This is a genomic window from Nostoc sp. ChiVER01 (genome assembly GCF_034531155.1).
GTDB lineage: Bacteria > Cyanobacteriota > Cyanobacteriia > Cyanobacteriales > Nostocaceae > Nostoc.
Map to the genome: position 1 here is coordinate 318,266 of NZ_JAVRBS010000004.1, position 21,293 is coordinate 339,558.

The 21,293-nt window shown below is 43.4% G+C and carries 20 protein-coding genes; 10 read left to right on the top strand and 10 right to left on the bottom strand.

Annotated features, from left to right (window positions below):
• Positions 1-132: 132 nt before the first annotated feature.
• Positions 133-1,251 carry an aliphatic sulfonate ABC transporter substrate-binding protein gene (locus RMY00_RS08205; protein WP_322647062.1) on the bottom strand — a complete coding sequence of 373 codons (1,119 nt, stop codon included), beginning with the start codon at positions 1,249-1,251 and terminating at the stop codon, positions 133-135.
• Positions 1,252-1,608: 357 nt separating this feature from the next.
• On the opposite strand from RMY00_RS08205, the gene RMY00_RS08210 reads away from it, so the two are divergent.
• Positions 1,609-2,277, top strand: a complete 669-nt coding sequence (locus tag RMY00_RS08210) for a cadmium resistance transporter (RefSeq protein WP_322647063.1) — start codon at positions 1,609-1,611, stop codon at positions 2,275-2,277.
• Between the two features lie 240 nt (positions 2,278-2,517).
• Here the strand turns inward: RMY00_RS08210 and asnS are convergent, their stop codons facing one another.
• Positions 2,518-3,909 carry an asparagine--tRNA ligase gene (asnS, locus tag RMY00_RS08215; protein ID WP_322647064.1) on the bottom strand — a complete coding sequence of 464 codons (1,392 nt, stop codon included), beginning with the start codon at positions 3,907-3,909 and terminating at the stop codon, positions 2,518-2,520.
• Positions 3,910-3,996: 87 nt separating this feature from the next.
• Positions 3,997-4,359 (bottom strand): hypothetical protein, encoded by a 363-nt coding sequence (locus RMY00_RS08220; protein WP_322647065.1) that lies wholly within the window; start codon positions 4,357-4,359, stop codon positions 3,997-3,999.
• A 44-nt stretch (positions 4,360-4,403) separates the two neighbouring features.
• On the opposite strand from RMY00_RS08220, the gene RMY00_RS08225 reads away from it, so the two are divergent.
• Positions 4,404-4,679: a DUF6439 family protein gene (locus RMY00_RS08225; protein WP_041565907.1), complete on the top strand. Its 276-nt coding sequence runs from the start codon at positions 4,404-4,406 to the stop codon at positions 4,677-4,679.
• Positions 4,680-4,757: 78 nt separating this feature from the next.
• Here RMY00_RS08225 and RMY00_RS08230 read toward each other — a convergent pair whose 3' ends face one another.
• Both RMY00_RS08230 and rlmD read right to left on the bottom strand, forming a co-directional pair.
• Positions 4,758-5,207 carry an anti-sigma regulatory factor gene (locus tag RMY00_RS08230; RefSeq protein ID WP_322647066.1) on the bottom strand — a complete coding sequence of 150 codons (450 nt, stop codon included), beginning with the start codon at positions 5,205-5,207 and terminating at the stop codon, positions 4,758-4,760.
• A gap of 390 nt (positions 5,208-5,597) precedes the next feature.
• Complete coding sequence (gene rlmD, locus RMY00_RS08235; protein ID WP_322647067.1) at positions 5,598-7,004, bottom strand: 23S rRNA (uracil(1939)-C(5))-methyltransferase RlmD; 1,407 nt, start codon at positions 7,002-7,004, stop codon at positions 5,598-5,600.
• 252 nt (positions 7,005-7,256) lie between these two features.
• Here rlmD and RMY00_RS08240 point away from each other — a divergent pair, with 252 nt between their 5' ends.
• Positions 7,257-7,742 (top strand): allophycocyanin subunit alpha-B, encoded by a 486-nt coding sequence (locus RMY00_RS08240; RefSeq protein ID WP_322647068.1) that lies wholly within the window; start codon positions 7,257-7,259, stop codon positions 7,740-7,742.
• A 554-nt stretch (positions 7,743-8,296) separates the two neighbouring features.
• Here RMY00_RS08240 and RMY00_RS08245 read toward each other — a convergent pair.
• A complete protein-coding gene (locus tag RMY00_RS08245) occupies positions 8,297-8,434 on the bottom strand; it encodes a hypothetical protein (protein ID WP_322647069.1) in 138 nt (45 codons plus the stop codon).
• A gap of 370 nt (positions 8,435-8,804) precedes the next feature.
• Between RMY00_RS08245 and RMY00_RS08250 the strand changes: the two genes are divergently transcribed.
• Both RMY00_RS08250 and RMY00_RS08255 read left to right on the top strand, forming a co-directional pair.
• Complete coding sequence (locus RMY00_RS08250) at positions 8,805-9,119, top strand: hypothetical protein (protein ID WP_322647070.1); 315 nt, start codon at positions 8,805-8,807, stop codon at positions 9,117-9,119.
• An 84-nt stretch (positions 9,120-9,203) separates the two neighbouring features.
• Complete coding sequence (locus RMY00_RS08255; protein WP_322647071.1) at positions 9,204-9,497, top strand: type II toxin-antitoxin system death-on-curing family toxin; 294 nt, start codon at positions 9,204-9,206, stop codon at positions 9,495-9,497.
• 135 nt (positions 9,498-9,632) lie between these two features.
• Here the strand turns inward: RMY00_RS08255 and RMY00_RS08260 are convergent, their stop codons facing one another.
• Positions 9,633-11,630 carry a hypothetical protein gene (locus RMY00_RS08260; protein ID WP_322647072.1) on the bottom strand — a complete coding sequence of 666 codons (1,998 nt, stop codon included), beginning with the start codon at positions 11,628-11,630 and terminating at the stop codon, positions 9,633-9,635.
• A gap of 381 nt (positions 11,631-12,011) precedes the next feature.
• On the opposite strand from RMY00_RS08260, the gene purL reads away from it, so the two are divergent.
• The 3 genes from purL to RMY00_RS08275 all read left to right on the top strand — a co-directional run bounded on the left by purL (position 12,012) and on the right by RMY00_RS08275 (position 16,800).
• The gene (purL, locus tag RMY00_RS08265) at positions 12,012-14,381 is read left to right on the top strand and encodes a phosphoribosylformylglycinamidine synthase subunit PurL (protein WP_322647073.1); all 2,370 of its coding nucleotides are present in this window, start codon (positions 12,012-12,014) and stop codon (positions 14,379-14,381) included.
• Between the two features lie 209 nt (positions 14,382-14,590).
• Complete coding sequence (gene purF / locus RMY00_RS08270) at positions 14,591-16,090, top strand: amidophosphoribosyltransferase (RefSeq protein ID WP_322647074.1); 1,500 nt, start codon at positions 14,591-14,593, stop codon at positions 16,088-16,090.
• A 143-nt stretch (positions 16,091-16,233) separates the two neighbouring features.
• Positions 16,234-16,800, top strand: a complete 567-nt coding sequence (locus RMY00_RS08275) for a Uma2 family endonuclease (protein WP_322647075.1) — start codon at positions 16,234-16,236, stop codon at positions 16,798-16,800.
• 20 nt (positions 16,801-16,820) lie between these two features.
• Here the strand turns inward: RMY00_RS08275 and RMY00_RS08280 are convergent, their stop codons facing one another.
• The 3 genes from RMY00_RS08280 to RMY00_RS08290 all read right to left on the bottom strand — a co-directional run bounded on the left by RMY00_RS08280 (position 16,821) and on the right by RMY00_RS08290 (position 18,806).
• Positions 16,821-17,102 carry a hypothetical protein gene (locus RMY00_RS08280; protein ID WP_322647076.1) on the bottom strand — a complete coding sequence of 94 codons (282 nt, stop codon included), beginning with the start codon at positions 17,100-17,102 and terminating at the stop codon, positions 16,821-16,823.
• A gap of 72 nt (positions 17,103-17,174) precedes the next feature.
• Complete coding sequence (locus RMY00_RS08285; protein WP_322647077.1) at positions 17,175-18,221, bottom strand: ABC transporter permease; 1,047 nt, start codon at positions 18,219-18,221, stop codon at positions 17,175-17,177.
• A gap of 66 nt (positions 18,222-18,287) precedes the next feature.
• Complete coding sequence (locus RMY00_RS08290; RefSeq protein ID WP_322647078.1) at positions 18,288-18,806, bottom strand: adenine phosphoribosyltransferase; 519 nt, start codon at positions 18,804-18,806, stop codon at positions 18,288-18,290.
• A 440-nt stretch (positions 18,807-19,246) separates the two neighbouring features.
• Here RMY00_RS08290 and RMY00_RS08295 point away from each other — a divergent pair, with 440 nt between their 5' ends.
• Together RMY00_RS08295 and RMY00_RS08300 are read left to right on the top strand one after the other, a co-directional pair.
• Positions 19,247-19,873 carry a DUF3038 domain-containing protein gene (locus tag RMY00_RS08295; RefSeq protein WP_322647079.1) on the top strand — a complete coding sequence of 209 codons (627 nt, stop codon included), beginning with the start codon at positions 19,247-19,249 and terminating at the stop codon, positions 19,871-19,873.
• Positions 19,870-21,279 carry a DUF4335 domain-containing protein gene (locus tag RMY00_RS08300; RefSeq protein ID WP_322647080.1) on the top strand — a complete coding sequence of 470 codons (1,410 nt, stop codon included), beginning with the start codon at positions 19,870-19,872 and terminating at the stop codon, positions 21,277-21,279. Before RMY00_RS08295 ends, RMY00_RS08300 begins: the two co-directional genes overlap by 4 nt.
• Positions 21,280-21,293 lie beyond the last annotated feature (14 nt).

Sequence of the window (21,293 nt, forward strand, 5' to 3'; positions counted from 1 at the left end):
ATTTAATAAACAGCATTACCTTTATTTTTAATTTTGTGTTCCAATTTAATAATCAGACCACCTTCATTGAGCAATTTATTTAACAATTGATTATCATTATTACTCATGACATAATTTATTTTCTAGAAATCCCTAATAAGTCCAGTTTTGCTTGGTCTGCAAACTATAGGTTCCATCTTTCACATTCACCCGCTCAGGAATCAGATTTAAATCTCTAAATATATTTGCCTGATGCTGTAGAGCATCGAGAGATTGGTCATCAATCGGAATGATGGCGCGTTCGCCGCTATGTTTCTGTAAAATTTCTACGATGGATGGATCAATTTCATGGTGTTTAGCCAATCGTTGAACGGCTTCTAATTCCTGTTTCTTAGCCCAAGTTCCAGCTTCGTTTACCTCTTCTAAAATCACCTTAAGCAAGTCGGGATAGTCGCGTACCAGTTCTGGAATCGCGTAGTAATAAGTGGGAACTTCCACGGAGGTTTTGTCACCAAATATACTCTCTAGGTCTGTAATTGATCGCCCTGGGTAAGCGCTTCGGGCTTGAGTCGCTGTGTAGGGAACCCAAATCACCCAAGCATCGATTTCACCTCGGCAAAATTGGGGCAGCGCCTCCGGTTGTGTCAGATAAACTGGCTCGATGTCACTAAAATCTAGACCGACTTTTGCCAGCGATCGCACAAGTATATAATGTGCGCTTGAGCCTTTGTCAAAAGCGATCTTTTTGCCCTTCAGGTCTGCTAGTGTCTGAATCGGCGAATCTTCTGGCACCAGAATCGCTTGACCTTTGGGAGCGGTATATTTTTCTTTCGCCACCCGCATAAATACATGATCCGCCGCTTGAGAGAAGATGCTGGCTGTGCCACCACCGCCGCAGAAGTCAATTGTCCCGTTGCTAAGTGCTTCTATCAGAGAAGAGGCTGATAAAAAGCTTGTCCAGGTGACAATCAGCCCATAAGGTCGCAAACGTGTTTCTAGCAAGCCTTGAGTCCGGAGAACTTCCAGATTTGTCATCCCCTCTGGATATCCAATTTTGAGTTGCTTTAGCCGCCGCGCTTGCTCTGCTAAAGGCGTGTTGCTAGATTGAGCAGAACGCTGAGAAAACCAGCGATCCAAAATTACACAGAAAATTATCCCCCCCATAAACAGTCCCACAGTTTCCAGTAACTGGATTGTGGATCTTTTGGATAGTTGGAACTGATTACCAGATTCAGAAGTAGCAACAGCATGACCGTCAAATACTAGAGGCAAGACCAAAACCAAGACAAGTCCGATGCAAAATCGAACTGCAAACCTGTAAGCCGATCTACGAGTGGCTGATCTGAGCGACCGTAAGATATTTTGACCTGTGCATCTAGGCAGAAGGTCAATCAAACGGCTAATCATAATGACTCCTTTGATAAATTAGGTGATGCAAATTGCCGGATGAATTGGAGATGGGGGATAAAGTCAAAGCACCGCTTGACATGTATAAACTACCAAACTTGCTCCCTTGTTACACTCAATATGCGATACTCACATTATCATATCGATATTGTGGTAATTCTCTACAAAGGTTGAGCGATCGCTAGTTTTGGTCATCAGATAGGTGTTGAGTGAGGAATGGTGATGGATTGGTTAATTGCAACAATTAAAATTGGGCTAGCTACGGCTGTGGCAACAACATTTGATGACAATATTTATCTGACTGCCTTCTTCAGTGAGGTTAATCGGACTTTTCGACCTCAACATGTTGTAGTTGGTGAGATTCTAGGGTTCACGACATTACTGACAGTAAGTTTGCTTGGGTTCTTAGTGGGTCTAGCAATTCCCTCAACTTGGACTGGTTTATTGGGGATTCTGCCGATACTCATTGGCTTGAACAATTTGCTCAACCTGAATAAGGATGACTCAGCCGAAGATAAATCAGCCAATCTGAAAAGAAACTCTAAATTTCACGGATTTGATTCCAGAAAGCGATCGCTCTGGGACGTAATCCACGATCCCCAGACCTATCGCGTCTCCTCGGTTACAATTGCTAACGGTGGCAACAATCTTGGCATCTATATCCCCCTGTTTGCCACTAGCTCAATCCAAAATCTCACTGTGATCGTACCAGTTTGCTATTTCATTGTTTTTTGCTGGCTGTTTATGTCCTATAATCTGACTCGTTTACCTGGTATCGCTTTGATACTCAGCCGTTATGCTAGCAAGATTTTCCCCTTCGTTCTGATGTGGCTGGGTTTCCGAATTCTGGTAGACAGCGAATCTTATCGTATTTTTCTCCCCAAAACTTGACGGATTTTAAGGTGGTAAATTTTCATGCAAGAAGTATGTAGCTCTACAAAAGTTAATGCAAGAGTTTAAAAGCCCAATCAGCCGATTCAAGTTTTACAAGAGGAGATTCAACATTCTTAATTTTAATTAATCGCTTTATAAAATACGCGCCTATACAAGCAAAACCCGCTAATGCGGGTTTCAAAGTTTTTATAAGTCCGTGCAGACGTGATTTCTAATCGCCTGATTGAAATTCTCCAACTAAAACTCAGCACTTTGTGGTGTACGCGGAAAGGGAATCACATCACGAATATTTCCCATACCAGTCATAAATTGCACGAGTCGTTCAAAACCTAGTCCAAAACCAGCGTGGGGGACAGTACCATAACGCCGCAAATCAAGATACCACCATAAGTCTTCTGGGTTTAATCCTTGCGCTAACACCCGGCGTTCTAATACTTCTAAACGTTCTTCGCGCTGAGAACCGCCAACAATTTCACCAATTTTGGGTGCGAGAATATCCATTGCACGAACGGTTTTTTCATCGTCGTTCAAGCGCATATAAAAAGCTTTGATTTGTGCTGGATAATCTGTAACGATCGCAGGCTTTTTAAATAATTGTTCAGCCAAGTATCGTTCGTGTTCTGATTGTAAATCTAAACCCCAACTCACTGGATATTCAAATTTAACATCAGCTTTTTCTAAAAGTTTGATGGCTTCTGTATAAGTTAACCGTTCAAACTGATTATTAATAATATTTTCGGCTGTCGCTAACACAGATTTATCAATGCGTTCATTGAAAAATTCCATGTCTTCTGGGCAAGTTTCTAATACATATTTAAAAATGTGTTTGAGAAACGCCTCAGCTAAATCCATATCGCCTTCTAAGTCACAAAAAGCCATTTCTGGCTCAACCATCCAAAATTCTGCTAGGTGGCGGGAGGTGTTGGAATTTTCTGCACGGAAGGTAGGGCCAAAGGTGTAGACGTTGCTAAACGCCATCGCCATCACTTCCGCTTCCAACTGGCCGCTAACTGTTAAGTATGTGGGTTTAGCAAAAAAGTCTTGGCTGTAATCTACTGCTTGATTTTCTGTGCGGGGAATATTCTTTAAATCTAAACTGGTAACGCTAAACAGTTCACCCGCGCCTTCGCAATCGCTAGCGGTGATGATGGGTGTGTGTACCCACAAAAAGCCTCTTTGTTGGAAAAATTGGTGAATTGCTGTCGAACAAGCATTTCTAACACGAAAAACTGCACCAAAGGAATTAGTACGCGATCGCAAATGTCCAATGGTTCGCAGAAACTCAAAGGAATGGCGTTTCTTTTGCAGGGGATATGTATCGGGATCAGCTTCACCGAAAACTTTCACTGTCTCGGCTTTCAACTCAATTCGCTGTCCTTTACCCAGAGAAGCCACTAGTACCCCTGTAGCCTCAACAGCAGTACCCGTATTCAATTTTTTCAAGATAGCTTCGTAATCTGGCAAATCCTGATTAATGACGACTTGCAAATTAGCTAGTGATGAGCCGTCATTGACTTCAATAAAAGCAAACCCTTTGGACTCGCGTTTCGTCCGCACCCAGCCTTGAACTAGGAGGGACTCATCAGGTTGACCACTTCGCAATATTTCTGCAATCCGTCGATTTGCCATATTTTATAACTTATATTTCGTCAACGTAGGGAATACAAATATTAAAGAATCTTAACGTGTTAACCCAATCCAAAATCAAAATTGGCATTATCCAGCATAAGACTTTAATATCCAGCCTATGATAACGCCCATTCCACCAAAGCGGACGACTTGCCAGAAAGGTTTTTTGAGGCTACGCCAAGAAAATAACTGGCTTTCTAAGCTTAGTTCTAGCCTTTCCAACTGCTGTTGAATGTGCCGTAACTCTGCTTTGATTTCTGGTGTCTGAGATTTATTGTGCTTTAGTTGATCCCGATGCTGTTGCCATTGTGCCTGTTGTTGGCGATCGCGTTGCACTTGATTGTAACGTTCTTTTAAGGATAGGAGCGATCGCTCTACTTCCTCTAGTTCTTGTTCAAAATCTGGTTCGGGATTTTCTGCTGACGGTTGTGATTGTTTAGGCGGCTTCATTTACAAGTAGTAAAGTAGAAGTAAATGCAAATGTGCCAATAGTTATGTCCCAATCTACCCAGCTGCCGAAAACCAGTCAACTGAATGAACTTAGTACTCTAGAACTTGCTCAAGCCCTCATGGAAAGACTGAGCATTTCTCCTAACGATTGGCATCGCCTCAAGTCTAACCGCAATTCCCGCGCTAATGAACAAGTGGCAGCAGCTATTGTGTATCTTTTAAAGAATCAGCCACAAGAAGCTCAAGCTAGATTAGAACAGGCAATTGGTTGGTTAGATCGCTCCATTTCTGCTCCTCCTTGTCCAACTCACGGGAAGTAGGGAGTAGGCAGTAGGGAGTAAAAAAATCAAAAAAATAAGAACTTTTCCCACTCTCCACTCACCATTTCCCACTCCCCCTTATCGCCGCAGAGATAATCCCCGGCGATTTTCCATTTGTTTACAAAGCCTCAATTCTGTGCCTTTGCGGTTCCACTCTACCTGATCAAAGATTTGATGCAGAAGACACAAACCACGACCATTTTCTGATTCATCTGGTGGCAGGTAGTCTGTTGGTTCTTCTTCATTTGTAGATGAAGGAGTAAAGCCGCTACCCTGGTCTGATATTATCCACCAATATTGATTATCTATTAAGGAAAAACGGACTACGACTGTTTTACTTGGATCGAGATTATTGCCATGTTTAGCTGCGTTTACTAGGGCTTCTTGAAGTCCTAGCCGTAGTTCAGCTTGTAATTTAGCTGGAATTTCTGCCAATAACAAATCTAAGATAGGACAAAGGTAGAGGGTTGAGGCAAAGCTAATAGTGCCCCAATAACGTGCAACTGGACGGAGTGAAATTGTAATCACAAGAGAAACCCCATAGCTTTCAGTTAGCTAGACATCAGTTTGCTATTACAGGCACCCTGATAAAACTTGAGGTGGTCATGCTGCCTTCAAACTTGCGTCTTTAAAACTAAATTTTGAAAATGCTAGGGAGCATTGGCTTTATAGTATGAGTTTGGATTGTTTAGATAGATAACGGCAGTAATAGTTTTGATAATGAATTCAGCAACTTAAAAAGATGCTAGTAATTTGACAGAGTATTGCCATACTCTAGTTAATTGCCGATTCGTCATTTACACAATCCAATTCATATTTCTAAGAACCTATGCAACTTGAATTTATTTAAACAAAATGGATTTTTATTTTTGCCTTAATTCAATTTTAGCATCTTTAGTATGCACTAAACTAAAAATTTCAAATTTCAGTTTTTGCAAAGGAATTACTATCCTTGTCCAAATGTGATAGCACAAGAAAGGCAGCAGCTTCAACATGAGCAGTTTGAGGAAAAAAATCAGCAGGTTGTACCCGTGTGATAGTATATTGCCCATCTTGACAAAGCAATTTCAGGTCGCGGGCGAGGGTGGCTACTTTACAACTGACGTAAACGATCCGAGATGGTTTCAATTGCCGTAAAGTATCGATGACTGCCCGATCGCACCCCTTACGTGGCGGATCGAGTACTACGACTTCTGGTATTGTGCCCATTTTGGGAAGCAATTTCTCTACTGCCCCGACTTGGAATGTCACATTATCAATTCCGTTGCGGTGGGCATTCAAAATAGCTTGTTCCACTGCTGCTGGTTGCACTTCTAATCCTGTAGCCTGACGTACTTTTTTGGCGAGAGGTAAAGTTAAAGTCCCAATACCACAGTAGGCATCAACTAGCAACTCATGACCTTGAAGATTGAGTTCTGATTCAATCACCTGCAATAGTGCCTCTGCTGTTTCTGTATACACTTGGAAAAATGTATCTGGGCGCACTTGAAATTCCAGTCCAGCAAAATTCTCACGCAGGTGTGGGACTCCAGCGATGCAACGGGTTTCTGATCCAAAGATAGCATTTGTGCGATCGCTATTGCGGTTGAGTGACACTCCTACTAACTGCGGATAACGCTTTAACCATTCCTGCGCTTGGGTTTCAATTCCTGATAAATTCCAGTCCTTTACCACCAAAGTCAGCAACATTTCTCCAGTGTGTCGGCCAATGCGTAAACCAAGATGGCGAATTTGTCCTTGATAACGTTGTTCGTCATAGATTCGCCAACCCCGTTGTTCGATATCCTGCTTAACTTCGGCAAGTAAGGGATTCAATCGTGAATCTTGGACTGGACATTGATTTAAATTAATTAATTGGTGACTACCTTTTTGGTAGTAACCAGCTTGTACCTGTCCCGTTGCCGATATACCTAAAGGATATGTAGATTTATTACGGTAGCCTAAAGCAGAAGCGGCGGCGAGTACCGGATCTACCGGTGGCTGGATAAAACCGCCAATACGTTCTAAAGCTTGGATAACTTGGTTTTGCTTGGCTACTAGCTGGTAATCATAATTAATGTGCTGCCACTGGCAACCACCGCACTTATCCGCCACAATACAACTAGGTCTGATCCGGTGGGGAGATGGTTCCAATAGCTCTTGGAGCTTCCCGTGGCCGTATTTTGGTTTAACATGAACCAAGCGGACAATAGCGCGATCGCCTGGTACAGTATCTGGGACAAACACTACACGCTCATCAGCGCGTCCCACACCATCACCTGTATCACTCAGGTTAGCGATCTTTACTTCAATTAATTCACCCTGTTGCCAAATTGTTTTAGTCATTAGTCATTAGTCATTTGTTATTGGGCATGGGGCATTGGGCATGGGGCATTGGGCATGGGGCATTGGGCATGGGGCATGGGTTATTCTCCTTGTCCCCTTGTCCCTTTGTCCCCTTGTCTCCCTCATCCCCCTACTCCCCACTCCCCACTCCCTAAATAGATAAATTCAATACATAACTACCTGCTATCTCTTCACTTGTGTACCTCCAACTCGCTAAACTAACAGATAATATTTCAGGTGATTTCAATAATCATGACTGTAATTAGCCAAGTTATTCTCAAAGCCGACGACGAACTGCGTTATCCCAGCAGTGGCGAACTTAAAAACATCAAAGACTTTTTGGAAACCGGCGTACAACGGACGCGGATTGCGGCTACCTTAGCCGAAAACGAAAAAAAGATAGTTCAAGAAGCAACCAAACAACTTTGGCAGAAGCGTCCTGACTTTATCTCCCCCGGAGGTAATGCTTACGGTGAACGCCAACGCTCTCTTTGTATCCGCGATTTTGGCTGGTACTTACGTCTAATTACTTATGGTGTGCTTGCCGGTGATAAAGAGCCAATTGAAAAAATTGGTTTGATTGGTGTACGGGAAATGTACAATTCATTGGGCGTTCCCGTGCCTGGAATGGTAGAAGCGATCAATTCCCTCAAAACAGCTTCCCTTGGCTTGCTGAGTGCAGAAGACGCTGCTGAAGCAGGGCCCTACTTTGATTACATCATTCAAGCGATGTCTTAATACAAAGTGTGTGCTGGTTCTAGGAGTATACTTCCGGTCTACTAGAGTGAGTGCAATAAGCGCTCGATAGGCATAAGATACCCAATTTGATCATACCTTCCCCACATTTGGTAGTGGCTATGGCTAAATCTCTGTCAAGTTACTAACCAGTTGTGGGGAAATTTATTTAAGTATAACTATGGGGCATTTCTCAAAGGATGAAGGACATACGGACAGAAAAAACCGACAGTCCTTGATAAAGGCTGTCGGATATTAAGTGTGTTCCCTATTAATGACTCGGCTAGAGTTCAGTTGTCATTAATTATGCCTAGCTAGCGATCGCAAAGAGACGATCCTAATCATAGATATGTGTGATTCTCGTCACACGATTGTTACAACTAAACTGCATATACCCGAATAATTTCTGAATACCAGTAGATATCCGCAAATCATAGTGTCAAAAATTGCACACATTTTATTTAGTTAAGTTATCTTTAAATATGCGCTTAAATTTACACAAAAGTAGAACTGCGTAGGTTGCCGCCGTAGGCATCGCGCTTTGCAACATCAATTAATTAGCATCCCAAAATATTTTTAACGCCATTTACCAACACAGCTACTAATTCTAATGATGCGGTGGTTGCACCAATTGTATTAAACAATGCTCTTACTGCTGCTGATATGCCCTCCAGACTAGCTCCTGCTATAAGCATTGTTATTACTGTACTTGCAATAGAAACAATCCCAGTAGCAGCTATACCCGAACCAACTTAGATTGCGCCGACTATAGCAATAATAATAGTGCATTCCAATGGATTAGGACTATGACAAACCGGAATAAAGATTATAGGAAAATAAATTTTCCTACTTCAAGAATGTTGCATTTAGTTAATCTTAATTTTACAAACAAGCCTTTATTTGTAATAATAGTAAAATTACTCAAATTATCAATCTTCAGCTTAATTGGCTAAAAAATTAAGTGTTTTTGCAGTTGCCTTCATTGAGTAAATCACAATAGCGCGATAAGCTAGAGTTAGCAGCAAAACCGATCACCACTGGCAACGAACCTAGCTTGGGGTAACGATGGCAACAGAACAAAAGCACAGCACTTATTTATTAGAAGCCGAAAGCCGTTTGCGTCAACTTTCTATTGAAAAGTTGCGAGTAGCAGTTGCGTTTCTGGCTTATTTGCAAGAAACAGAAGAAAACGAAGTTACTGAAAAAGCATTATTAAATATTCCTGATTTTGCCGAATTTTTCCACGATATTGAACAAAATAAAGACAAGTTAGAAAATACTGCCTCAAATCAGATTGCCTCAGATGAAGAAGTATGGCAAGCTTACTTAGCAGTTGAAAAAAAATGGGAAGAGGTTTTCCGCCGCCTTGCAGACTCCTAAATTTTTGACAATTTCTCAAGTCTTGGATATTCACCAACGGCAAATTCAAAGATTTGGTGGAACATCAGGTGTTAGAGACGAGGTTTGCTAGATTCAGCACTGGCACAACCTCAAGCTACTTTTGGCGGTGAACTTCTCCATCCAACAATTCACGAGCAAGCAGCAGCGTACCTGTACCATTTAACAATGAACCATCCGTTTATTGATGGCAACAAGCGCACTGCTTTCGCTGTTATGCTTACTTTTTTGAACTTAAATGGCTTCACTTTCAACCTATTTCAAGAGCAAGCTTACAATTTGGTAATTCAAGTAGTTCAAAAACAAATATCCAAAGAAGAATTATCTGCATTTTTAGAACTGCATCTACAAAGTAAGTAAATCGATAAAATAATTCTCTATCCCCCAAAATGCATTTTCATGATTGATTATTGCCCTTGAAGTTCAGTAAAATGATTAGCTTTATACTTCAACTTTCTCTAAAAGTTAAAACAGGAAATAGAGGACTTAACAAACCTATGCCCCGTTTGCTAAACTGCTGTAGTAGAAAGAGCTATCTGCAAAGATAAATTTCTCAAAGCCTGTCGTAGACAAGCTAATGGAGTTTCCATTGCTATTGAAAGTGATATTGGCATTAAAAATATTGCCTGAAGTAACCCCAGAGACAAAGAGTTCAGAGCGATTGAAAGCCGTGAGATCGAGGGTGTCAAAACCATCTCCGCCATCAACAGTTGCAGCACCAAATCCTTTTAAGTAGTCATTCCCAGCGCCTAGAGCAATGTTGATTCCGCCACCGATAGTGACTTTCTGTTGAACTCCATCTAGGGTACTGGTGGCGATAATTTGGTCATTGCCGTTGCCAGTCTTGATGATTCCTTCTCCGTAAATACCGTATGCAGTACCACCAATTGTTGCTGTCGCCTGTCCGGTAAGCTTGTCAGAACCATTGCCAGTATCAATTATTCCATCGTTGAAGATGCCATAGGCGGTGGAGTTTGTTCCAGAACTGTTGCCATAACCCGTAATCGTGTCGTTGCCCCACCCTGTAGTGATGGTGCCGTCTTTTGTGTTCTGGATGCCGGTTCCAGCACCGACATCGCCGATCCCAGCAACAGCGATGCCGCCTTTGCCGCCAATGCCAGTACCGATAATTGTGTCTCCTCCGTTTTCGGTATCCAGTTTGCCAGTATTGGCAATCCCAATTCCAGTACCGCCTTTGCCACCGACGTTATCAGTAGAGCCATCGATGCTAGCTCCGCCATTACCACCAGTACCAGTGCCAGTGATAGTGTCGTTTTCGTTACCTGCACTCAGACTACCACTATTAGCGATGCCTGTTCCAGTACCGCCCTTACCGAAAAAAAACTTTTCGCCGCCCATACCGCCAGTACCGATACCAGTAATAGTGTCTTTTCCGTTCCCTCCATTCAAACTACCAGTGTTAACGATGCCGGTTGCAGTACCGCCGTCGCCAGCATTAGGAAAGCCCTCCGCCCCGATGCCGCCAGTACCTGTGCCAGTGATCGTGTCTTCTCCGTCTCCGCTATTTAGACTACCACTGTTAGCAATACCGATTCCAATACCGCCGTCGCCAGAGGAGGGACCGCCGGTGCCGCCGATGTCACCAGCACCTGTACCAACGATCATGTCGTTTCCGTTCCCTGTATTTAGACTGCCACTGTTAGCAATACCGGTTCCATTACTGCCATTAGTACTGCCTAAGCCTCTGCTGCCCTTGCTGCCAGTACTTGTACCGACGATCATGTCTTCTCCGTCCCCGGTGTGCAGTTCGCCGCTGTTGCTAATGCCAGTCCCATCCCCGCTAATGCCGGCTTCGCGGCCATTGCCGGCATTGCCGCCAGTTCCTGTACCTCTGATCGTATCTTTTCCGTTCCCTGTATTAATACTGCCACTGTTAGCGATACCTGTCCCCGTTCCGCCGTTGCCACCCCTCCCAGCTTTACTTACTCCATCTGCGCCGTTACCGCCAGTACTAGTGCCGATAATCGTGTCATTTCCATCTCCTGCATTAATATTGCTAATATTGCTGATACCAGTCCCAGTTCCGCCGTTGCCACCGGAGAAGTCTCCGAAGCCACCGTTGCCGCCAGTTCCTGTACCTTTGATCGTGTCATCTCCGTTCCCTGCATTAATCTTGCTAATATTGCTAATGCCAGTCCCAGTTCCGCCGTTGCCGTTACTGGTGCTAGTGTCGATGTTGCCGTTGCCGCCGTTACCGCCAGTAGCTGTACCTGCGATCGCATCTTCTTCACCGCCTGCATTTAGACTGCCACTATTGGCAATACCTGTCCCAGTACCGCCGTTGCTGCTACCTTCGAGGTCACTTGTGCCTGTAGCGATGCCAGTAATCGTGTCTTTTCCTGAGCGCGTACAAATAAAACCTCCAGTTAAAATATCAATGCCAATTGCCACGGATACATTTAACTGTTCTCCGATTAAAGTGTCGGAACCAGTGGTGCCAATAAAATTTGGTAGAACGGTTAGTCTAGGCATAATCAAAATCCTCTGAATTAGGTTTAAATATTTATATTTATCTATGAGCGTAGGCGTAGTTTGCTACAGGCATCGCATCCTATGAATTGTTTCTGCGTTCAGAATAATGTCTTATCTGACAGGCTGATAGCCATTTCTATAGCCTGAAAATTACCTATGCATATAACAAAAAAATAAAATTTTATTACTTCATACTCAATATAATTACTACTATTTTAAGATGTAATACAATTTATCTTTAAACGTATTACGAATATTTTATTGAGTAAATCTATTTATTTAGTTAATCTTTGGCATTTAGCCATGAACCATCGTAGAACTGCACCTACAGGGCAAGTAAATCGATAGAATAATGCTCTGTACAATTGGTGCATAATTTCCATGACCGCCACATCTCCTGCTTTCTCCCCTCAAGAAATCGCTGCTGAAGGTCTTAAACCAGAAGAATACGCAGAAATTGTCCGTCGGTTAGGGCGTCATCCTAACAAAGCTGAACTAGGAATGTTTGGCGTGATGTGGTCAGAGCATTGCTGTTACAAAAATTCTCGACCTCTACTCAAACAATTTCCCACTGAAGGCCCCCGCATCCTCGTGGGGCCTGGTGAAAATGCTGGTGTTGTAGATTTGGGCGACGGACTTCAACTAGCTTTTAAGATTGAATCCCACAACCACCCATCAGCTGTAGAACCATTTCAAGGTGCAGCAACGGGAGTAGGCGGTATTCTCAGAGATATTTTTACAATGGGTGCGCGTCCTATTGCTCTATTAAATTCCCTGCGCTTCGGTTCCTTAGAAGATGCCAAAACTCAAAGGCTGTTCCAAGGGGTAGTGGCGGGAATTTCACATTATGGTAATTGCGTTGGAGTACCCACCATTGGTGGTGAAGTGTACTTTGACCTGGCTTATTCTGGTAATCCCCTAGTGAACGTTATGGCACTAGGATTAATGGAAACATCAGAAATCGTCAAATCTGGAGCAGCTGGCTTAGGCAACCCCGTGCTTTATGTTGGTTCTACTACTGGGCGCGATGGGATGGGAGGCGCAAGTTTTGCCAGTGCAGAATTGAGCGATCAGTCAATAGACGATCGCCCTGCTGTGCAAGTGGGCGATCCATTTTTGGAAAAGTCGTTAATTGAAGCTTGTCTGGAAGCGTTTAAGACAGGCGCAGTTGTCGCCGCCCAGGATATGGGAGCAGCCGGTATCACCTGTTCTACTTCAGAGATGGCAGCAAAAGGCGGTGTGGGAATTGAACTCGATTTAGATAAAATTCCCGCAAGAGAAAGGGGAATGGTTCCTTATGAATATCTGCTTTCGGAATCTCAAGAACGAATGCTGTTCGTTGCCCACAAGGAGCGTGAGCAGGAATTAATCGACATTTTCCACCGTTGGGGACTTCAAGCCGTTGTAGCTGGTACTGTCATCGCTGAACCCATCGTGCGGATTCTCTTTGAAGGTAAAGTAGCAGCAGAAATTCCCGCCGAGGCTTTGGCAGAGAATACCCCACTATATAATCGGGAGTTGTTGACAGAACCACCAGAATATGCACGTCAAGCTTGGGAATGGACACCTGATTCTTTACCTCCTTGCACAACTGCTGGAATAGAACTCCCAGAAGGCGTGCAAAGTTGGAATGATATTTTGTTAACTTTGCTCGATACACCCACGATCGCATCTAAAAACTGGGTATATCGTCAATATGACCATCAAGTACAAAATAATACAGTAATACTGCCAGGTGGTGCAGATGCGGCTGTTATCCGTTTGCGCCCCCTAGAACAAATCCCCAATCTAAAATCCCAAATCCAAAATCTAAAATTAGGAGTGGCGGCAACAGTAGATTGCAATCCTCGTTATGTTTATCTTGACCCTTACGAGGGAGCTAAGGCAGTGGTGGCAGAAGCTGCACGCAATCTTAGTTGTGTGGGTGCAGAACCTCTGGCGGTAACGGATAACCTAAATTTTGGCTCTCCAGAAAAACCGATTGGTTACTGGCAATTAGCAGAAGCTTGTCGCGGTTTAGCAGAAGGTTGTCGAGAATTAGCAACACCCGTCACAGGCGGAAATGTCTCTTTGTACAATGAAACTCTTGATGCTCAAGGTATTCCACAACCCATTTATCCCACCCCAGTAGTGGGGATGGTGGGCTTGATTCCCGATATTACCAAAATTTGTGGTCAAGGTTGGCAAGCAGTCGGCGATGTGATTTATCTTCTCGGATTGCCTCTGGCATCCAAAATCAGTTTGGGAGCATCGGAGTATTTAGCCACTATCCACGGTACTGTTGCCGGAAAACCACCACAAGTAGATTTTGACTTAGAACGTCGTGTCCAGAAAGTTTGCCGTGGAGGAATTCGTAATGGTTGGGTACGTTCAGCCCATGATTCTGCTGAGGGGGGATTAGCGATCGCAATAGCAGAATGTTGTATTTCTGGCAATCTTGGTGCCGAAATCAATTTAGAAATAGCACCAACCCAGTTAAATCGTCTAGACGAGGTGTTGTTTGCCGAAGGTGGTGCCAGGATTTTTGTTTCTGTGGCATCAGAACAACAAGAAATTTGGGAATCATATTTACAAGAACATCTGGGTCAAGAGTGGCAAAAACTGGGTAAGGTTGTTAATTTCGAGACGGGTTTGGGGGTTTTCACCACTGATAACCAAGCCTTAATCAAAGTTAGGATCGAAGATATGAACGATCGCTATTTCCACGCGATCGCTAGGCGTCTTGCGATCCATACCATTAACCCCACTTAAACAAGTGAGGAGTTAGGAATAAAAACTATAACAGACGCGATTAATCGCGTCTCTACTCCTAACTCCTAACTCCTAACTCTTTTAGTAGCGTCTCTGATCATAATTACGGTACTGTTTTAATAGATGGTTAAAGATTTATTAAGAAAGCTGCAACTATCTATATACATAATCCCAGTGACTTGACCCCCCCCACCAGGAGCAAAGCTAGCATGATTTCTATTCATTCTGTCACTTCGGATGAATACCCCGACCAGACCAACAACCCAATCAATAGTCATGAAAATCAGCCTGACAAGCCAGAAGAAGCTTGTGGTGTTTTTGGCATCTACGCACCAGGAGAAAACGTTGCTAAACTGACCTACTTTGGATTGTATGCCCTCCAGCATCGGGGTCAAGAATCAGCTGGTATTGCCACCTTTGAGGGGACACAAGTACATCTCCACAAAGATATGGGCTTGGTATCTCAAGTTTTCAATGAATCCATCTTGGATCAATTGCCCGGTAGCCTTGCTGTTGGTCACACTCGTTATTCCACCACAGGTTCTAGCCGCAAAGTTAATGCTCAACCCGCAGTCCTAGAAACTCGCTTAGGTTCAATCGCTCTTGCACATAATGGCAATTTAGTCAATACGGTGCAACTACGTCAAGAGTTGCTTGAGAAAAAATGTAACTTAGTTACAACAACAGACTCAGAAATGATTGCTTTTGCGATCGCAGAAGCGATCAACGCTGGTGCAGATTGGCTAGAAGGTTCAATTGAGGCATTTCATCGCTGCCAAGGAGCCTTTAGTTTAGTTATTGGCACTCCTAACGGCGTTATGGGTGTTCGGGACACCAATGGCATTCGCCCTCTAGTAATTGGTACTTTGCCTGGTAATCCAGTCCGTTACGTTTTGGCTTCTGAGACTTGTGGTTTAGACATTATTGGAGCCGAATACCTGCGAGACGTAGAACCAGGTGAATTAGTTTGGATTACTGAAGAAGGTTTAGCTTCCTATCATTGGAGCCAAAAGCCCCAGAGGAAATTGTGTATCTTTGAAATGATTTACTTTGCTCGTCCTGATAGCGTCATGCACAACGAGAGTTTGTACAGCTATCGGATGCGCTTAGGACATCAACTAGCTAAAGAATCTTTTGTAGATGCCGATATTGTCTTTGGTGTTCCTGATTCAGGTATCCCAGCTGCGATCGGGTTTTCTCAAGCTTCTGGTGTAGCTTATGCTGAAGGACTGATTAAAAATCGCTATGTTGGACGAACCTTTATTCAGCCAACACAAACCATGCGTGAGTCAGGTATTCGGATGAAACTCAATCCGCTCAAAGATGTGCTGGCGGGTAAACGAGTAATTATTGTTGATGACTCAATTGTACGGGGTACTACTAGCCGTAAATTGGTTAAGACTTTGCGTGAAGCGGGTGCAGTGGAAGTACACATGCGAATTTCTTCTCCACCAGTAACTCATCCCTGCTTCTATGGCATCGATACCGATTCTCAGGATCAGTTAATTGCTGCTACCAAGTCAGTAGCAGAAATTGCCAAACAACTGGAAGTAGACAGCCTCGCCTATCTCAGTTGGGAAGGAATGCTAGAAGCAACACGAGAAGACACCAATAGTTTCTGCTCTGCCTGCTTTACTGGAGATTATCCCGTAGCGATTCCTGAGCAAGTGAAGCGTTCTAAGCTCAGTTTAGAAAAAGTAGTGGTGTAGGAAGTAGGGAATAGCGAGTGGGGAGTGGGGAGATGAGAGGGAGAATCAAAAATTAACTCTTTCCCCTCTGCTCCCTGTTCCCTGCTCCTCTGCCTCTTCCCCAATCCGTCTAAAATAGGTAAATCCCCTAACAAAGATGGTTTATGAACCAGCCGATATCTGAGAGAGTGCGCTGGACTACCGCCGATTTAGAGTTGTTTCCAGATAACGGAAACCGCTATGAAATTATTGACGGAGAATTGTTTGTGACCAGAGCGCCCCACTGGAATCATCAAAAAAGTTGTGTCAGAATTAGCACTTCTTTGGATAACTGGTCACAGACTACTGGTTTGGGAGAAGCTGTGACTGCTCCAGGAATAATTTTTGGGGATAATGATAATGTGATTCCTGATGTCGTCTGGGCTAGCAATGAGAGATTACCCCTGCTTCTGGACGAGGCGGGGCATTTGACTGGTGCGCCAGAACTGGTAGTAGAGGTTCTGTCTGCTGGTATTGAAAATGAAAAGCGAGATAGAGAACTTAAACTAAAGCTTTACTCAGCAAGAGGTGTCAGAGAATATTGGATTGTGGATTGGCGTAAGCAACAGGTGGAAGTTTATCGACGCGAACAAGCGAGTTTAAAGTTAGTTGGTACGTTGTTCAATGGTGATGAGTTGAACTCACCCATATTGCCTGATTTCAGTTGTGCGATCGCATCCTTATTTACTTAACACAAATCCACATAATTAGCTTAACTGTGCTGTAAAAACTCGACCTTGGGCAATAACGGGTCAGTAACAATACCCACACCGCTAAAACCCCAACGTTTGAGCAAGTTTCCCAACTGTGTACGCGGAATAGATTCCACAGAAAAGCGATTTGCCACTTCTGCTGCGTGGGTGTTGAGATAGCTTAAGGCATCAAAGTTTTCCTGAAACAGCAATAAATAACCTGATGTTTCGCTGTCAGGACGAGCTATGAGATAATTACCGTCAGTTTTTGAGCGCACCAAGTAATAGACTTCGGACAGCATGGAGATGGGGATGGGGAGAGTGGGGTTAAACCAATGACAAATGACAAATGACAAATGACCAATGACAAATGACTAATTGAGATTTTCTAGGCGAATGCGTGGATCGGCGGCTTTTAACATCAAATCGGCAATTAAATTACCAGCAATCAGTAACACTGCACCCATTACCAAGCTTGCCATTAACAAATATAAATCTTGAGCTTGTAAAGCCTGTAGAGTCAACCTCCCTAAACCGGGCCAGTTAAAGAAAAATTCGGCAATGAAGGCACCATTTAATAAACCAGCTAATTCAAAACCCAATAAGGTAATCAAAGGATTTATCGCATTGCGGAGTGCATGAACGTAAATGACGCGATTTTCTGGCAGACCTTTGGCACGAGCCGTTTGGATGTAATCTTGACGCAGCACATCCAATAATTCGCCGCGAGTGATGCGTTGTAAACCAGCAAAACTAGTAATTGAGAGAGCGATTGTGGGTAAAATCATGTGCCAGCCGATATCTAAGATTCTGCCAAACCACGTTAGTTCCGAGTGATCAATGCTAGTCATGCTACCCACTGGGAAGAAGGGTGAGGTGATTTGGGCGAAAACTAGCAGCGCTAAGGCAGTAATGAAACTGGGAAAGCCTTGTCCAGCGTAGCTAATTACCTGTAAAACCCGGTCTGATAGCTTATTTTGGTTAACAGCAGCAAAGATTCCCAAAGGAATGGCGATCGCCCATGTGACAATTAAAGATGCGATCGCTAATAGCAAAGTCGCTGGTACTCGTTCCCACAACAGCGATGCTACTGAACGTTGATAAATAAAACTCGTGCCAAAATCCCCTTTTGTTAAGATTCGCCATAGCCACAGCCCAAATTGTTCTGGCCAAGACTTATCCAAACCAAACTGCCGCTTGAGTTCTTCAATTCTTTCAGGCGATATCTTCGGGTTTTGCCGCAGCGTATCTACGTAATCTCCTGGAGCAAGTTGAATAATGAAAAACGATAACGCTGACGCCAACAACAAAGTTAGTAATGCCTGCAATACTCGCTTTCCCACATAAACAAAAGTTTCACTCGTGACTAGCGTTATTAGCCAATCCCGACCTGTCTCCAATGAAATTCTCGTAGATGTCATTTGTTCTTTGTCCTTTGTCCTTTGTCCTTTGTCATCTGTCTTTTGCTAATGACCAATGACAAATAACTAATATTCAATTAGAGAGATAATTGGCACGTCTGGCAGATATTTACGCCCTTCTAAATCCCGTAGCTCGATAATAAACCCAAATCCTACTAGTTCGCAGCCAATCTTCTGCACTAACTTTGCTGTTGCACTTGCAGTTCCACCTGTGGCAATCAAATCGTCCACAATCAAGATTCGGCTACCTTGGTGTAAACCGTCTTGATGCACTTCTAGGCAGTCCATACCATACTCTAGTTCATATTCAATTGAATGAACGGCTGCTGGTAACTTACCTTTTTTGCGGACGGGAATAAAACCAGTTCCTAATTTATAAGCCAGAGGTGAACCAAAAATAAATCCCCTCGACTCTATACCAATGACATAATCCGCCGTTATCCCAGCTTCATTGCATTTTTGTGCTAGAAAGTCAATAGTGTAGCGCAGTCCCTTTGGATCGCGCAGCAGGGTAGTAATATCCCGAAATAAAATTCCGGGTTTAGGGAAATCTGGGATGTCACGAACAAGAGACTTCAAATCCATAAAATGGGGAGTGGGGAGTGGGGAATGGGGAGCAGAGGAGGCAGGAGAGGCAGGGGAAGATAAGGGAGTGAGGGCGATGAGAAAGATGAGGGAGAACAATTAATAACCGATGCCCAATGCCCAATGCATAATTTCAGATACCTGAAAAATCGTACACTATAATGTCATACGCTGGGGATCGAGGCTGAAGTTTCGCCCTTTATTGACGATAATTAGAATCTAAATCAAGCTATAAAAGGTATTGCACTAAATAAATGAGGTGAATTAAGTTATGTTTTAAAATTTTGATTTCAATATAGGGAAAACTTTGAATAGAAAGAGTTAAGTAATGTATATATCAGGTGGTCATACTACTTCTACAAGTCTAATGTTCAAGTCTTGGCTACCGATCTTAAATTTGTTTTATCTAGTCTGTTGGAGCCGCATAAGGTATTTATAGGATGAATGTGTCAGCAAGTTTAACGCCGTTCAACAGTCCAACTCAAGATTCACTGCCGATGGTTCTGGACACTTTGCCAGATCCTGCGATCGCTTCTAAAACGTGTCCTCGCAGAACCCGGGTGCAAATTGACCTGATTTTACTGGCAATTGAAGCTTTAGAGCTTGGTGGTTCGGAAGCAATCCTGACTTTTGCTCAAGAGTTGGATCTAAAAGGAATTGTTAAAGACAGGGTGAATTTATGGCGGATGCGTAGCTCTAATCCGCTACGGAGAGCGCACATGCGCCGTCCCTTAAGTATCATGGAAGCAAAAGCTCTGGTGGTGATTGCTTGCTATATAGCACGGCGTTTAACTGTTGTGATTCGCCAGTTACTAATGATCTGTCAACAAATGGAAGAAAAGCAGATTCCATTAGAACAGAATTTGCGCCTATCTAATTACCTAGAGAGGTTTAGAGCGCATTTTAAGAGCCGGATGAATGCTCGACGTTCTGGTGTCCTGGCATTAACTTCTGATGCAAAAATAGATGAGCTAGCGATAAATTTGTTAGGACAATTACTATTTTGTACTGGTACAACTGGAATGCAGCGATTCTGGATTAGTCTTTTTGACGGTGAAGTGGAATGAACATTCAACGTAAGTACAGTTTGCCTAATTGTACACTGCTTTTAGAAGGGTTAAGTGATGTCAGTAGGGCTGCACACTTTCAGGAAATGCGCCCAGAATTATCAATATTGGTTAATGCAGAATGTTATTTATCTGGTTACAACCAACCCCTAACCGGAGGGCGGGAATTTTTTGAAAGTTTGGTGAGGGCTGTTAGTGGCTATGCCCAAGAATTTTTAAGTAGTGTCCCTAATCCGCAGGCACACAACCAAGAATCGGAGATAGTAGAGTTTCGCAAAATTGACAGCAACCGACATAGGTTAATTATATATTCAGAAGGCGCTCCAGAGGGGTTCGATCACTCTAACAATTCCAAACGCCCGCCTATCGAAATAGATTTGAATACAGTGCAGTTGTTTGATTTAGTGGAAGCAGTGGATCAGTTTTTTGCTGATACCCAAACTTTACCTGAACTTTCCTTACAACTACAACCTGTTACTAGACGCTATGGCGGTGCTAGTCAGGCTGTAATCAGACAGGCTGTTCCTGCTGCTGTGGGTGTGTCAAGTTTAGCAGTAGCAGCGATCGCCTTTAACTTGATTCCACCTCCCCAAATGCGTCCACCGCAGCCTAAACCAAATGAGCAAACTAGCTCTCCAACCAACAATATCGCTGCTCCAGCCTCAGCTGCTGCAACGCCTACACAAACACCCACAGCTAATACAAAGCCGTCAGTTAAAGATTTAGAAGCACTTTTAAATACAGTTCCAGAAATTACCGATCCATCCCAGTTGCGTGCATTAAATCGTCAAGTTTACAACCAAATTCATCCAGCTTGGACTAATCGCTCAGGATTGCAACAGAATTTGATCTATCGTCTGGGTGTAGCTGCGGATGGAGCGATCATTGGTTATAAAGCAGTGAATAAAGAGGCAAATATAGAAGTAGGGCAAACTCCTTTGCCTAACGTACTTTACAATCCGGCTAGCCGTCCTTCCATTTCTAAAGAACCGATCGCCCAATTTCGAGTAGTATTTAATACAAATGATGTGTTAGAAGTTAGCCCTTGGCGGGGGTATGCTAGGACACCAGGGGTAGTAGGTGCAAAAATTACTGACTCTAATATAGTCAAAGGTTTAAACCAAAAGCTTTATACTACAGTTCGCCAAAGCTGGAGTGGTACCCCCACCTTTACGCGAGATTTAAAATATCGGGTAGCAGTCAACAAAGATGGTGTAATTGCTGACTATGAACCATTAAACCAGGTCGCCTTTGACTATTTCCGCGAAACACCCCTTCCTAAGATGTTCAATGCGGTCTACGGCTCCAATGTAGCAGCTCCTAACAATAAAGAACCTCTTGCCCACTTCCAAGTAATATTTAAGCCTAGTGGCACACTGGAAGTTACTCCTTGGCAAGGATATTAATAATAAATTGGGGA